General features: G+C 63.2%; 13 protein-coding genes. 8 read left to right on the forward strand and 5 right to left on the reverse strand.

Going from position 1 to position 13,261, the window contains the following annotated elements:
• Positions 1-8: 8 nt before the first annotated feature.
• From HMPREF3097_RS06990 to HMPREF3097_RS07000, 3 genes are all read left to right on the forward strand, one after another.
• The gene (locus HMPREF3097_RS06990) at positions 9-758 is read left to right on the forward strand and encodes an SDR family oxidoreductase (protein ID WP_070761677.1); all 750 of its coding nucleotides are present in this window, start codon (positions 9-11) and stop codon (positions 756-758) included.
• Between the two features lie 172 nt (positions 759-930).
• Positions 931-2,214, forward strand: a complete 1,284-nt coding sequence (locus HMPREF3097_RS06995) for a Fic family protein (protein WP_070761678.1) — start codon at positions 931-933, stop codon at positions 2,212-2,214.
• A 157-nt stretch (positions 2,215-2,371) separates the two neighbouring features.
• Positions 2,372-3,142, forward strand: coding sequence for an NAD-dependent deacylase (locus tag HMPREF3097_RS07000; protein WP_210398563.1), 771 nt, complete (start codon positions 2,372-2,374; stop codon positions 3,140-3,142).
• Here HMPREF3097_RS07000 and HMPREF3097_RS09760 read toward each other — a convergent pair.
• Complete coding sequence (locus HMPREF3097_RS09760) at positions 3,139-4,242, reverse strand: hypothetical protein (RefSeq protein WP_168167018.1); 1,104 nt, start codon at positions 4,240-4,242, stop codon at positions 3,139-3,141. The two genes, HMPREF3097_RS07000 and HMPREF3097_RS09760, sit on opposite strands and share 4 nt — an antisense overlap.
• A 210-nt stretch (positions 4,243-4,452) precedes the next feature.
• Between HMPREF3097_RS09760 and HMPREF3097_RS07010 the strand changes: the two genes are divergently transcribed.
• On the forward strand, positions 4,453-5,679 hold the full coding sequence (locus tag HMPREF3097_RS07010) for a hypothetical protein (RefSeq protein WP_070761680.1): 1,227 nt from the start codon (positions 4,453-4,455) through the stop codon (positions 5,677-5,679).
• Positions 5,680-5,700: 21 nt separating this feature from the next.
• On the opposite strand, the gene HMPREF3097_RS07015 is transcribed toward HMPREF3097_RS07010, so the two are convergent.
• Positions 5,701-6,282: a hypothetical protein gene (locus HMPREF3097_RS07015; RefSeq protein WP_246821322.1), complete on the reverse strand. Its 582-nt coding sequence runs from the start codon at positions 6,280-6,282 to the stop codon at positions 5,701-5,703.
• 251 nt (positions 6,283-6,533) lie between these two features.
• Between HMPREF3097_RS07015 and HMPREF3097_RS07020 the strand changes: the two genes are divergently transcribed.
• Together HMPREF3097_RS07020 and HMPREF3097_RS07025 are read left to right on the forward strand one after the other, a co-directional pair.
• Positions 6,534-7,589 carry a DNA cytosine methyltransferase gene (locus HMPREF3097_RS07020; protein WP_070761682.1) on the forward strand — a complete coding sequence of 352 codons (1,056 nt, stop codon included), beginning with the start codon at positions 6,534-6,536 and terminating at the stop codon, positions 7,587-7,589.
• Positions 7,590-7,606: 17 nt separating this feature from the next.
• Positions 7,607-8,479 carry an NgoMIV family type II restriction endonuclease gene (locus HMPREF3097_RS07025; protein WP_070758735.1) on the forward strand — a complete coding sequence of 291 codons (873 nt, stop codon included), beginning with the start codon at positions 7,607-7,609 and terminating at the stop codon, positions 8,477-8,479.
• 109 nt (positions 8,480-8,588) lie between these two features.
• Here the strand turns inward: HMPREF3097_RS07025 and HMPREF3097_RS07030 are convergent, their stop codons facing one another.
• Together HMPREF3097_RS07030 and HMPREF3097_RS07035 are read right to left on the reverse strand one after the other, a co-directional pair.
• On the reverse strand, positions 8,589-11,081 hold the full coding sequence (locus HMPREF3097_RS07030) for an acyltransferase family protein (RefSeq protein WP_070761683.1): 2,493 nt from the start codon (positions 11,079-11,081) through the stop codon (positions 8,589-8,591).
• A 160-nt stretch (positions 11,082-11,241) separates the two neighbouring features.
• Positions 11,242-11,799 carry a gamma carbonic anhydrase family protein gene (locus HMPREF3097_RS07035; RefSeq protein ID WP_012359352.1) on the reverse strand — a complete coding sequence of 186 codons (558 nt, stop codon included), beginning with the start codon at positions 11,797-11,799 and terminating at the stop codon, positions 11,242-11,244.
• A gap of 49 nt (positions 11,800-11,848) precedes the next feature.
• Between HMPREF3097_RS07035 and HMPREF3097_RS07040 the strand changes: the two genes are divergently transcribed.
• Entirely contained in the window at positions 11,849-12,340 is a 492-nt protein-coding gene (locus tag HMPREF3097_RS07040; protein WP_070761684.1) for a flavodoxin family protein, read from the forward strand.
• Positions 12,341-12,353: 13 nt separating this feature from the next.
• Here the strand turns inward: HMPREF3097_RS07040 and HMPREF3097_RS07045 are convergent, their stop codons facing one another.
• Entirely contained in the window at positions 12,354-12,674 is a 321-nt protein-coding gene (locus HMPREF3097_RS07045; protein WP_070758580.1) for a hypothetical protein, read from the reverse strand.
• Between the two features lie 70 nt (positions 12,675-12,744).
• Here HMPREF3097_RS07045 and HMPREF3097_RS07050 point away from each other — a divergent pair, with 70 nt between their 5' ends.
• A complete protein-coding gene (locus HMPREF3097_RS07050) occupies positions 12,745-13,218 on the forward strand; it encodes a DUF488 domain-containing protein (RefSeq protein ID WP_070761685.1) in 474 nt (157 codons plus the stop codon).
• Positions 13,219-13,261: the final 43 nt, after the last annotated feature.

Raw genomic sequence — 13,261 nt, forward strand, 5'->3', positions numbered from 1 at the left:
TGAGGGGCATGACTAACACCACGGATAACACCCGCACCGCCGTCGTCACCGGGGCCTCCGCAGGCATCGGGGCCGCCGCCGCAGAAGCACTCGCCGCCGACGGCTGGCACGTCGTCCTCACCGCCCGCCGCGAGGAACGCCTCCGGGAGGTACAGGCCCGAATTCAGGACGCCGGCGGCCAGGCCACCGTCATCGTCCTCGACGTCACCGACCAGGACTCCATCGACGCGGTGGCCGAACAGCTCGCCGCGGAATTCGGGAGCGTCGATTTGCTGGTCAACAACGCGGGCGGGGCGCGCGGCCTGGAGCCCATCGTGGAGACCGACCCGGCGGACTGGCGCTGGATGTTCGAGGCCAATGTGATGGGAACCCTGCAGGTCACCCGCGCCCTATACGAACAGCTCAAGGCCGGGCAGGCACCACAGGTGATCAACGTGGTCTCCATGGCCGGGCGTGGCGCATACCGGAACGGGGCGGGCTATAACGCCGCGAAGTTCGGGGAGACCGCACTGACGGACGTGATGCGCATGGAGTTCGCCGAGGACGGCATCCGCGTCTGCCAGCTGGACCCGGGCCGCGTTGCTACCGACTTCTCGCTGAACCGCTTCAAGGGGGACCAAGCCCGCGCGGACGAGGTCTACGAGGGCGTGCAGAACCTGGTGGCGGAGGACATCGGCGAAACCGTGCGCTGGATCGCGGGCCGGCCCGCGCACATGGACGTGGAGACGATCATGATCAAGCCGATCGATCAGGTCTAAACCAGGGTGCTGGGATAAAAGTTAAAAGGGTACTCTTGAGCCGAAGAGTTACCCTTTAACGCTTAAGGTATAAACCTTGAGCCGAAGGTGTAGCCCTTAATCACTAAAGGATAAGTCTTGGCTTGCCGCCCAGGGCGTGAGCCGTAGCCCGGCTACCCAGAAAGAGGCGTGTATGGGGCACTACGTTGATCAGCATTGGCACCCAATCGATGCACCAGGGGTGCCGAAACGCGATAAGGCTGGTGGACACTTCCGCGCGTTTGTCCCAGATTTTTTGATGCAGGGCCGGCGTGGTGCACCGCTACTTGTCGACGACGACGTGTCGCACAAAGCGGCTGTTGTGGAGCGGAAGATTTTGCAGCTTGGGCGGCTACAAGGCGCTACGCAGTTGGAGAGCATCGCCCGATGGCTGATGCGTTCAGAGGCAGTTGCTTCTTCCAAGATCGAGGGGATTGCGCCGAGGGTAGACAAGATTGCTCTTGCAGAACTCGCGCAGAGTGAGGATGTCCGGGGATTCAAACCGAATGCTGCAGCGGTGGCCCGCAACCTCACCGTGCTCCGGAGCGTGGAGGAACAATTCGAAGCACTGGGTCCTATCACGGTCGACATGCTGGAGCGTCTGCAGGAGCAGCTCATCGGCGGTGAGCGGAGGATCCCTGTAGGCGTACGTGAGCAACAAAACTGGATCGGTGGCGGGGACTTCACCCCAATTGGGGCAGAGTTCGTTCCGCCCCCGCCAGAATACGTTCCGGAACTTATGGAAGACCTCGTTGAATACCTGAATAGTGCAACCCACGGTGCGCTTCTCCAGGCGGGGATTGTCCACGCACAATTCGAGACGATTCACCCGTTCGCAGATGGGAACGGCCGGGTCGGTCGAGCACTCATTCATGGGGTCCTTCAACGCCGTGGCCTCGCGCCGAAAACCCTCCTGCCCATCAGCCTCGTTCTGGGAACATGGTCGCAGCGCTACGTCGAGGGATTGACCAAGTTCCGGGAGGGGGACCTTTCCGGGTGGCTCGACCTATTCGTTGAAGCGGCTGATGTGGCAGTGGGCCAGGCAGAAGAGCTTTCGAATGAATTGAGCGCTATGGAACAGCAGTGGGCGGAGCAAGTCGATGCTGCGAGGAAGGCTAGCGGGAAGGTGCGAGAACTGCGCCGGGACTCCCTGGTGATACGCCTCTTGGAGGCTTTGCCGGAACACCCAGTGGTCACGGTGGCTACGGTCAACCGCATCTATGGGAAGGCTCCTGCGAGTGCCCGTCAAGCACTGGATTTTTTGGAGGAGGCCGGAATCTTGCGGTCAAAGTCTGTGGGTCCACAAGGACAACGTGGCTACTATGCGGACGACGTGCTCGATCTCATCACCTACGCTGACCGGAAACTCGCTAGTAGCCAATTCGATACACGGCTCGCAGAACCCCAGGGTCGAGGTGCACCAGCCCGGCCGGAGTAGTGGAACTCGCAGAGTGCAGCTTGCTTTCCTGCTGCTGAGCTGGGCGCCGGGCTGGTTCCGGGCAGGAGGGGCGAGCAGCTTCTTGGGTAACCCGAACCCGGCACGACCAGCCACGGGCTAGCCTTGGGCCATGAGCACGAACTCTGGTGTTTTCACGCTGAACGACGGCCTACCGCAAGAACTGATCGACGTCCTGACGGGCGCGCGTAACGTCGTCGTCTTCACCGGCGCGGGAATGAGTAAGGACTCCGGGCTGGACACCTTCCGCGACGCGCAGACAGGTATCTGGGAGCGCATCAACCCGCAGGATATGGCCTCCCTGGATTCTTGGGCCAAGGACCCTGACCCCATGTACGCCTGGTACCTCTGGCGCGGGCATGTCTGCCAGCAGGCAGCTCCCAACGCCGGCCACGTGGCCATCGCCGAGTGGGAGAACTCCTCCTGGGCCTCCGAGCGGGGCATCAACCTGCATGTGGTGACCCAAAACATCGACGACCTGCATGAACGGGCGGGCAGCAAGCGGATCTCGCATCTGCACGGCAGCCTCTTCAGCTACCGCTGCGCCATCTGCCACAAGCCCGCCCGTACCCCGGAGTTCCCCGATGAGCAGCTGGAGCGCGTCACCCCACCGAACTGTTCCCTGTGCGGCAACCCCGTCCGCCCGGGCGTGGTGTGGTTCGGCGAGCCGCTGCCGCACCGCGAGTGGGATGCCTCCGAGGCCGCGATGCGGGAGGCCGACCTGGTGGTCATCATCGGCACCTCGGGCGTGGTCTACCCGGCAGCGGGCCTGCCGCAGGTCGCGAAGGCCGCCGGTGCGCGCATCCTGGAGATCTCCCCGGAGCGCACCGACCTCACCCGGCTGGCGGACTGGTCGCTGCGGGCCACCGCGGCAGAGGGCGCCCCGGCGATCGTCGCGGCGGCGAATTAATCGCCGAACGCTTGCCTCGTCAGCTCGCTCCAGAAGTCACCAAAGGAGCCCTTGGAAGAGGAAGAGGACTTGCTACCGGAGCTGATGTCGTCGACGTCGAAGTCCTCGACGAAATCGGCCCAGCTCTGCGAGCCCACGTCGTAGAACTTCACGACGAGCTTGCCGTCCTCCAGCTCAACGACGTCCAGGCGCTGGCCGGTGTCACGGCCACTCTTATCACCGATCTGGACGGTGTAGCTCTTCTTGAGCTGGCTATTCTTGTACGCGTCCTTGACCTTGTCTTCGTCGAAGTTCATGGACAGGCGCATGAAGTCCTGGTCATCGACGGTGTACAGGGCCTTCGGGTCCTCAGCACCCAGGTAGCGGTCGATACCGCGGTAATCATCGTTGAGATCCAGCTCGTCGATCAGGGCATCCTGGGCCTTGATGTGGATATTCTCCCGGATCCACTTATCCGTCTTGTCCCGGTCGCGCAGCTTCAACAGTTGTTCGACCTTCTTATTCGGCGCACCCTTTCCGGTGACGTTATCGCCACCCATGCCGCCGAAGAGGCTCACGGCGGCGAAGATCAGCAGCATCACGACGGCCGTGGCGATCGCGGTGATGAGGATTGCCATCTTGGAGGAGCGGCCGAACTCCTTCTTGGTCTTCTCCACGGCGGGCGCGACCTGCTGTTGGGTCTTCGTGCCGGCCTCCTTGAAGCGCTCGCCTAGCGACGGGCCCTGCTTCTCCTGCGAGTGCTGGGCACCTGCTGCGCCAGCCATGCCCGCTGCGCCTGCGGCACCGGCAGCACCAGCTGCAACACCGGCGCCCGCTGCGTGATCGCCCGTCGGCGCAGCACCTGCGGAGAAATCCGCGGCGGCGAGCTGGCGGAGGGCGTTGACGTCCACCTCAGGCGCGTTCGGATCATCCAGGCGGGAATCGTAGGCGGTGCGCTTCTGTGGATCACCCAGGATGGAGCGGGCGATCTCCACTTCCTCGCGGCCACCGATATTGTCCAGCTCGTTGTTCTCCAGGCGTTCGGAGAGCTCGGCGCTGATCTCGTCCGGTGCCTTGGAGCGGTCGAGATTGAGAGCTTGATAAAGGTCGTAGTGGGCCATGTGCTTCCTTCCGGCCAGCATCGACGGGTTTTTCTAACAGGAATTTATCAGATCACTGGGAGCGAATGCTCCGCTCTACCGAACTTCCCCGATTGGCCTTCTACCCGCACATTTGCACTATCCGCACGAGACCATTTCGCGTGCGATACCGTGTTTCTTGTTGTGCTCCGATGAAAGGGAGCTGGACGCCACCTGAGAAGGAATCCTGACGTGAATTCGCCTAACCAGAACCAGCCATACGACTGGGGCGTGCCGTCCCAGCCAGCCAACGGGCCTGCGCAGCAGCCCGCCGGCAACGGTGCCCCGCCGCCACAGGGTCCACAGGGGCCTCACGGGGGCCCGGGTCCACAAGGGCCCGTTGGGGGTCAACCGCCGCAGGGGCAGCAAGACAAGCCCCGCAAGAACCTAAAGCCGTGGGCGTTCACCGCACTAGCCGTCCTCGTCATCGCGGCACTGGTCTACGCGGGACTGTGGATCTACCAGTCCACTCGCGGTACCGAAAAAGGGCCGTTGGGCTGGGATAACGAGCAGATCGCGAAGCACGTCTCCAAGAACAAGCTCGCCGACTGCGACCTGGGGGAAGAGTTCTGGAACTCCGTTGGCCTCAAGGACGTCCAAGTCTCCGGCGACGAGGAGACCTGCCAGGGCTGGTACGAGACCGCCGATGGTGGCGAGGTCCTTGTCACCATGGAGATCGACAGCTCGTCCTCAGGCGTCTCGGTGCCGGACGACAGCGTCTCCCTGAGCAGTGACGGTCTGCGCGGCTGGACCGCGCAGGAAAAGAGCGAGGACGGCTACCTGTCCACCGAGCCGACCGAAAAGTGCACCTACTACAGTAAGAGCGGCCTGTTCGTGGGCACCCTGTCCACTCCGGCGACGTGCGGCGCGCTGAAGCCGCTGGCCAGCCAGCTGACAAACCTGGACATTCAGGACCGCGAGGCCACCGCAAGCAAGGACCTGACGGACTTCGACTCCCCGGAGTACCTGCCGGTCAACGTCGAACCGGTCGAGGTTTCCTCCCCGCTGTGGGAGAAGCTGGGCAAGAACGTTGCCAAGACTGGGGAGGCGCAGAAGGTCAAGGACGACGGCTACTCGGGCTCAAAGATCACCGTCGACAAGATCGACGTTGACAAGGCGCAGGTCTGCGCGGACGCGACGTTCCGCCTCGGACGGGAGACTGATCGTTTCGCCTTCCAATTCCACGTCCCGGATATGCGCGTCGTGTTCCCGACGGGTAGCGCGCTCAAGCTGGACCGCGACCCGGAGCGTTTGCGCCTCAAGGAGGGGGCGACCAAGAAACTCAGCTACTGCGGCGACCTCGAGGATGCGGAGTACGTGGGTTACCGCGGGGGACAGGCCTACCTGGTCAGTGACTTGGATAGCAGCGGTGATCTTGAGGGCAGCGCCTGGAAGTTTGATCTCGCCACACAGGACTAAGGCAGCACGAACGCGGCTAACTTAGCTTCCCAGTGCCCCCGGCAATAGTTTCGCGAGCCGGGGGCATCGCGCTTTCTTGAGCTGCAGAACCAGCGCAGCGGCGTCTGCTGTGCCTTCCTCAGCCGTGCCCTTCTTGCCCGTGCGCGCGGCCACAACCTGCGTCAACGCACCGGGATGGGTGGTGCCGAGTTCGTGGAGGAAATCGTCGGGGTTGATGACTCGGTAGCTCTCCCGGGCGGGCTTCTTCGTGAAGTCCGAGGGGCGGTTGAAGCTCAGCAGCGTGGTCGCCCCGCAGGCGGTTGCGGCGGCGTGCACGTGGTAGTCGCCGGGGTCCTTCCCGCTGAAGGCCAGGTCCTTGGGGTAATGGGGGAGGACGCCGTCCATCTCGCGGCGCAGCTCCGCCATCCGCTGATCCCGCTGCGCGCCGGTGGATTGCGGTACGCGCCAGTTCATCGTGGAGCCGGTCTCCGACAGGGTTTTTAAGGACGTCACGAGCCGCAGTTCGTACCCCTCACCGACCAGTGCTGCGCGCAGGTCGAAAAGCCACCGCAGCACGGTGGTGCTGGTCAGCACGTTGGCGTCGAGAAAAACGATGTGTGGCATGGCGGGGAGGAACTGAGCGGTTCGGAGCGAATTAATCGAACATATTAGCGAATAAGGGGTGTCCTTGTCTGGCTCGTTGCTAGACTAACAGGCGAAAACTTCCGAGAGTGCGCAGGTTAGTTTGTGCGACGCACCACTACGTTCGTTGTACTTTGCACGCAGCTGGGGGTGGACGGGCGCGAGGTTCGGCGGTAATCGAACAGATTGACTTGGCTCACTGGAGCCAGAAGACTTGGACAGCGGAGTAAACCATGACTGGAAATGATGATGCAGTGCCCGCCTTCAAGGCGGAGGCTTTAACTTCGGTGGAGATCTGTGCTGGTGCAGGGGGGCAGGCGCTAGGTCTGGAGCAAGCTGGGTTTGATCATCTCGCCGCCGTTGAGATCGACCCAGATGCGGTAGAGACGTTAAGGGCAAATAGGCCTAGTTGGAACGTTCTCGCCGAAGATGTGCTGAGTTTCGATATCGAACCTTATGCCGAGAACTTGGACTTGTTCGCTGGTGGCGTGCCCTGCCCTCCATTTTCCATCGCGGGTAAGCAGCTCGGAAAGGATGATGAGCGGGACCTTTTCCCGCGGGCGCTGCAGCTGGTCAGGATCGCAAGGCCCCGAGCGGTGATGCTTGAGAATGTCCGAGGCATGGCACAGCCGCGTTTCGAGGCCTACCGCGCCGAGCTCATCGAAGAGCTGAATGACATGGGCTATACCGTGTTCTGGGAGCTGGTCATTTCCGCCGATTATGGGGTGCCGCAGCTCCGGCCACGATTTATTATGGTGGCGCTGCAGCATGAATATGCAGAATATTTTGCCTGGCCTGAGCCGGTCTCGCATCGCACTACGGTGGGAGAGGCTTTGCACCATCTGATGTCCTCTCGCGGTTGGCCAGGTGCGACCGCTTGGGCAGCAGGTGCGCAAGACATCGCCCCAACACTGGTTGGCGGAAGTAAGAAGCATGGGGGCCCGGACGTGGGGCCTTCGCGTGCGCGTGCGGCATGGAAGAGGCTGGGGGTAAAGGGCTCGTCTATCGCGGAGGAGGCTCCTGGCGCGGATTTCACCGAGGACCCGAACGAGGAGATGCCTAGGCTGACTGTCCAGATGGGTGGGGTGATCCAGGGATTTCCAGAGGACTGGAAGTGGATGGGCCGCAAAACCGCGGCGTGGAGGCAGGTCGGGAACGCTTTTCCACCGCCGGTTGCACGTGCCATCGGCGAGAGAATCGCCTCTGCGCTCAATAAGGAACCGATCCCCGATGGTTCGCTGCCTGCATTTCCGTATGGGGCGGTCCAATTGCTCGAAATGACTAGCTAGATATGAATTGCCCACGTATGAACCCAGCTGTCCTTTCGCAGGCTCGTAAAGATTTCATTCAAGAGCTCATCGATACGGGAACCTTGGCGATCTCCGATAAAGGAATCGCCTCGAATGCCGATAGGGGCAGCCGGGCTAGCCGGGTTGTTGCGTTGCACCTGGCGGAGAATCTGGGCGTGCCTGTGCGACAGAAGCTAGCGGGGCAGACGGCGGGATCGAATTTTGAGAACGCGGTCGGCACCTTTCTGCGTACAACGATTCGGTCGATGGCGGCTGTGCAGCCAGGAAACTGGTTTGTCGACGTCGTGGGCTCCTCCCATCGTGCGAGTCACGTCGCTCGCTATGAGCCTTATCTTCACCTTGGGGATCTGGCGGTCGAAATCGAAAACAAGCCAACCCTCGCCGCGGTGCTGGGGAACTCTTATTCCATCGCGCCGGACATCCTCGTCACGCGAGATGCCTATAGCGATGAAGCGTTGAACGCCGAGTTGGAGTTCGTGGATGAACAGGCTGGTTTGCTTTCTCCCATGCGCGCATCCAATACGCAGCCTTCCTCTTCTCGGTTTCTGCATGCGGTTGTCAGCTGCAAATTCACTATGCGTTCGGACCGAGCACAGAACACGCGGAGTGAGGCGCTCAACCTGATTCGCAACCGTAAGGGGCGCGCCCCGCACATCATTGCGATTACCGCGGAGCCGATGATTTCGAGGATCGCCTCCTTGGCCTTGGGCACCGGTGACATTGACATGGTGTACCACGCTGCGCTTCCTGAACTGCGCAAAGCGGTGCATGAAGCAGGTTCGGAAGACGCTAAGGAAATTCTCGAAATGCTGGTGCACGGGCGACGGTTGCGCGATATTTCCGACATGCCCCTGGATCTGATCTCCTAAAAATTCCAAGAACGCCACTAGCTGCAAGAGAGAAGCAGCACGCATGAAAGAACCCCAGCGGTAAGCCGCTGGGGTTGATTCAGCAAGGGCGCCGAGCGCCGGGACCTAGCTAGTAAAAGTCGCCGGCCGGTGCAGCGGGTTGGGGAACCGCCGGGGCCTGCACCGGCGGGTGCTGCCCAATCTCATCCGGGCTTGGGGCGTCCAATCCAGCGCCAGGCTGACCGGCATCCGGTTGACCAGCGCCCGGCTGCCCAGCGTCCGGTGCACCCGGTTGCTCTGCCCCTGGGGCTTCGGGAGCGACCTCACCGGACTCCTCAGCTCGCGCATCCGGCGCCTTGCGGGCCTTATCCTCCGAGCCCTGCGCACCGCGCGGCTTCTTGTACATCTGGTATTCGATCGCGTCCGCGAAGCGGGAGGCGAAGATGTTCGTGAAGTGGTGCTGATCGCGGTAGGCCACCAGGTTGCCGATGATCGCCGGGCACCAGCCGTCCTTACAGAAGCCATCGGTGACATCCAGCAGCGTCACGTCCAGACCCGCATAGGCCTTGAACTGCGGGTCCTCCGGCAGCAGGGAGGCGTCCTGCGGGGTGCCGCACTCCGCGTTGATCTCCTCGATCTCCTCCGGCGTCGGGCGCCAACGGTCCCGCACGCCCGGGAAGTTCCGGCCACGCTCGGTGGCGGTGCGGGTGCCGTCCACCATCTCGCCCACGCACTCGCGCAGGTTGAATGGCACCGGGTCACCCATCTCCGGCGGCTGGATGTGCCAGGCGTTATCGCGCATCAGGTAGCTGTGGATGCCGTTCTCGGTGAACAGCTTCACCAGGTCCACGTACTCCGGCGGCACCTGCTCCGGCCCATTACCCGCGATATCCGACGGGCGGGTACCGGTCATCCACACGCCCTCGGTCGGCGGGTGGGCCAGGATGTGGTCCACAACCTTCTTCGACCAGGAACGGCAGGACGGGAAGTCCGAACCATCCCACTTCGTGATATTCGCGTTGACCGGGCAGCCCATCTTCAGGATCGGCATGAACTTCACGCCCTGGCGGCGGCCCACCTCGTCGAGGGCAGGGATGAAGTGCTCGGAATGGGAACCGCCAATCACGTACACCGTCCGCTCGGAGTTCAGATCACCGTAGGCGCATTCCTCCTCGGAGCGGTTGAAGTTCCGCTTCAGGATCAGGTGATCCTCCTCGAAGCCGATCTGGCAACCATCCGGCTGCGTCGGCGGCAGCAGCGGGCCCATCTCCTCGAACGGTGGGGCCAGGGGCTGACGGGGTGGGACGAAGGCGTCGTTACTGAAGGCCAGCGCGCCAGGGTAGTTCTCGACGTTCGACGCCAGGCGCCAGAGTTCCTCGCCCTCCTCGACCTGGTTCTTCGCCACCAGCGGGGCCGCGGCGACCACACCACCGGCGATCAGGATGATCACCATCGCATAGGCGGTCTTCGGCCACACGCGGATGGCTTCCCACCAGTAGCTCGGGGTCCACAGCACGTGCGCGCGACGTGGGCGGCCGGTCTGGCGCAGTGGGCGCTCGATCAGGCGATTAGACAGCCATGCCATGACCACCGAGGCTGCGATGATGGCCACGCCGAACAATGGCTGCTCCTGGGCGTCGTAGCCCGTGTAGGAGACCAGGATGATCAGTAGCGGCCAGTGCCACAGGTACAGGGCGTAGGAGATCCGGCCCAGGAACTGCATGAAGCGGCTCTCCAGGATGCGGGTGACACCCACCGGCTTGCCGTTCTGCCCAGCCAGGATCACCATCACCGCACCCACCAGCGGGAACAGCGTGCCCGGGCCCGGGAAGGTCTGTGCGCCATCCATGATCAGGCCGGTGGAGGCGATCATGATGAGGCCCAGCCAGCCGAAGATCTGACGCACCCACGTGTTCAGCGGCGGCACGATCGGTGCCGGCGGCTTCTCGCCGTGGTCGGAACGCGGCATGATCAGCATGCCCAGCAGGCCACCCAGCCCGATCTCCCAGAAGCGGGAGAAGGAGTGGTAGTAGTTCACGGCCTGGTCCTGGCCGTGCTGGTACGTCGCGAAGGCGAAAGAAAGCACCGTGACTGCCGTGAGAATGACAGCCAAGGCCTTGCGGGAAAAACGTCGGAAAATGAGCGCGATCAGGGTGACCGCGATCAGGGATGCGACGTAGATCTGCAGCTGCGCGGACATGCTCCACAGGTGCTGGAACGGCGAGACCGTGGAGCTGGCGGTGTTGTAATCACGGCCCGAAAACGCCAGCTGCCAGTTGGTGATGTAGGCCAGCGCGCCGACCGCGTCCTTAGATAGCTGCAGGTGCTGGATCCGCGGCATGAGCAGCAGCCCGGCCGCCAACGTCGCGCCGACGACTACCGCGAGCAGCGGGAAGAGCCGCCGGATGATGCGCACGAGCGACTGAACGAATGTCAGCCCCTTCGGGTTGCGCGCATTCGCGAGCTGGGAGCCAAAGAAAAACACACCTCCCAGCAGAAGGAAGACATCCACGCCCGAGGACACCTTGCCCACGAAGACGTGGAAAATCACCACGAGGGCGATCGCGAAACCGCGCAAGCCCTCGATATCGTTACGGAATCTTTTCCCACCTGTGCTGGCCATAGCCCCTTCATGCTATCGGGTGCCGGGCCGAACTCAGAAGAAGGCTCGCTGGTGGGGTGCGAGGAAGTGTCCTGCCCAAGCCCTGCAACGTCGGTGGCAGCGGCCGGAAAATGAGTGGGAGCAAGCTGATGCGAGGGGAGTGGACGGACGCGAAGTGGTGCTAGCGGAAACGCACCTCGGCGAGCTCGATCGCCTCCGACGGATCCGGCTGCCCCTTCGCGATCTCGACGTAGCGGCCCGCGTGCTCGACCAGTCCCTGCTGTGCCTGCTCGCTCATCTCACGACGCACCTTCGCCGGTACCCCCGCCGCCAGCGACGCCGCCGGGATCTCCTGGTTTTCTAGGACGACGCCACCAGCCGCGATGAGGCTTCCGGAACCAACACGGGCACCGGAGAGGATCGTCGCTGACATGCCGACCAGGACGCCGTCGCCGATCTCGCAGCCGTGGACGAGGGCCTTATGCCCGACGGTGACGTCCGAACCGAGGACACAGGGGGAGTCGTGGTTCGCGTGCAGGACGGAGTTGTCCTGGATATTTGTGCGTTCCCCGATGCGGATCGGGCCGACGTCCCCGCGCAGGACGCAGCCGTAGAAGACGGAGGAATCGGCGCCGATCTCGACGTCGCCGATGATGGTCGCGCCGGGGGCGATATAGGCGGATTCGTGGATGCGTGGGCGAACGCCCTGGAAGGGAAGGATCAGTGGTGCGGTGCTCATGGTTTCCATCTTGCCCACTTCTTGGCCCGTGGGTGGCCATAATGGGGGCATGGCTAGCAACACTCGAACTCTGCTGATCGTGCACCACAGCCCGACGGATACGGTGCGGCCGATTGCCCGGCGGGTGGTTGAGAAGTGCCAGGAGGCTGCCGCGCAGGCCGCCGAGGCGCTGGGGGAGAGCGCGCCCCGCATCGAGGTGGTTGAGCGCCAGGCCTTGGAGCCGGATAAGGCGGAGCTCCTGGCAGCGGACGCGGTGATCTTCGGAACAACCGCGAACTTCGGCTATATCTCCGGGGCGCTGAAGCACTACTTCGACACCCTGTTTTACGAGGTCAACGAGGAAAAGAAGGGCACCCCGGTCTCCTGGTGGATCCGGGGTGGATTCGATACCACTGGGGCGGAGAAAGCGATGGATTCCATCATCGCCGGCCTGCAGTGGGAGGTGGCGGCTGAGCCTGTGGCCTTCACCGGGGACCCGGCGGAGCAGCAGGATCGGCTCGACACCATGGCGGAGGCCATGGTGGGCGCGCTGCTCAGCTAAGGGCCGGGCGGGCTTACTTCGCGTCGGAGAGGAAGTGTGCGGCTCCAGCGGATGCTGCGGTGACCGCGAGGACAGCCGGCCAGGCGCCGATCTTCTTCGCCAGCGGGTGGGAGAGGCCAAAGGCCCCGAGGTAACCGGCGGTGAGCCCAGCGGCGGTGGGCGCGCCGACCTTGGCGTTCCAGGAGCGGGCGGCGTAACCGCCGGCCGCAGCGAGAATCACGCCACCGAGCGGGCGAATCTCGGTCTCGCGGGCGGTGAGCCAGCCACCGATGAGCCCGGTGGCGATGACAGCGGCAGTGTTGACGTCCTTGGCCTTCTTCAGATTCATAGACATATCCCCAGGTTACCCGCGGACGTACCGTGGAGGGCGGAAGAAGAGATAAGCGGAACGAAGGAGCGAACAGATGGAACTGGCACGGGTCTACGACGTCGTCAAAGACAGCGGCGCACAGGGGAGCGCGCAGAGCAGCGACCAGAACAGCGGTAGCGGCGGCGAGGCAGAGGCCTGGTTCCTGGTCGACCGGCTGTGGCCACGGGGAGTATCCAAGGAGAATCTGCCCCTGACGGGCTGGCCCAAGGAACTGACTCCCTCATCGGAGCTGCGCAAGGATTTCCACTCGGGTGAGCTGAGCTTCACGGACTTCAGCAACCGCTACCGCACGGAGCTGGATGATGCGCTCGATAACGGGGAGATTGAGGACGCACTGCGGGAACTCGAGGAGGCCGGCGCCAAGCCACCCCGTTCGGATGCGAAAACCGAGCAGACCGCGAAGGACGGGGTGCTGCTGCTCTATGGCGCGAAAGACACCGAACAGAACCACGCGATCGTGCTCCTGGAGTGGCTCAACACCACGCTCCGAGAGCGGCGCGATCGCTAGAATAATTCGCCCTAGAAAAATAAACCTGGCATAAAACCGCAGG

This window comes from Corynebacterium sp. HMSC27B11 (genome assembly GCF_001815985.1).
Lineage (GTDB): Bacteria > Actinomycetota > Actinomycetes > Mycobacteriales > Mycobacteriaceae > Corynebacterium.

What these genes read in the sequence shown, in the direction of transcription:
- HMPREF3097_RS06995 (WP_070761678.1), top strand. Translation starts at nt 931, where the DNA reads ATGGGGCACTACGTTGATCAGCATTGGCACCCAATCGATGCACCAGGG.
- HMPREF3097_RS07030 (WP_070761683.1), bottom strand. Translation starts at nt 11,081, where the DNA reads ATGGCCAGCACAGGTGGGAAAAGATTCCGTAACGATATCGAGGGCTTG.
- HMPREF3097_RS07025 (WP_070758735.1), top strand. Translation starts at nt 7,607, where the DNA reads ATGAACCCAGCTGTCCTTTCGCAGGCTCGTAAAGATTTCATTCAAGAG.
- HMPREF3097_RS07050 (WP_070761685.1), top strand. Translation starts at nt 12,745, where the DNA reads ATGGAACTGGCACGGGTCTACGACGTCGTCAAAGACAGCGGCGCACAG.
- HMPREF3097_RS06990 (WP_070761677.1), top strand. Translation starts at nt 9, where the DNA reads ATGACTAACACCACGGATAACACCCGCACCGCCGTCGTCACCGGGGCC.
- HMPREF3097_RS07045 (WP_070758580.1), bottom strand. Translation starts at nt 12,674, where the DNA reads ATGTCTATGAATCTGAAGAAGGCCAAGGACGTCAACACTGCCGCTGTC.
- HMPREF3097_RS09760 (WP_168167018.1), bottom strand. Translation starts at nt 4,242, where the DNA reads ATGGCCCACTACGACCTTTATCAAGCTCTCAATCTCGACCGCTCCAAG.
- HMPREF3097_RS07035 (WP_012359352.1), bottom strand. Translation starts at nt 11,799, where the DNA reads ATGAGCACCGCACCACTGATCCTTCCCTTCCAGGGCGTTCGCCCACGC.
- HMPREF3097_RS07015 (WP_246821322.1), bottom strand. Translation starts at nt 6,282, where the DNA reads ATGCCACACATCGTTTTTCTCGACGCCAACGTGCTGACCAGCACCACC.
- HMPREF3097_RS07020 (WP_070761682.1), top strand. Translation starts at nt 6,534, where the DNA reads ATGACTGGAAATGATGATGCAGTGCCCGCCTTCAAGGCGGAGGCTTTA.
- HMPREF3097_RS07040 (WP_070761684.1), top strand. Translation starts at nt 11,849, where the DNA reads ATGGCTAGCAACACTCGAACTCTGCTGATCGTGCACCACAGCCCGACG.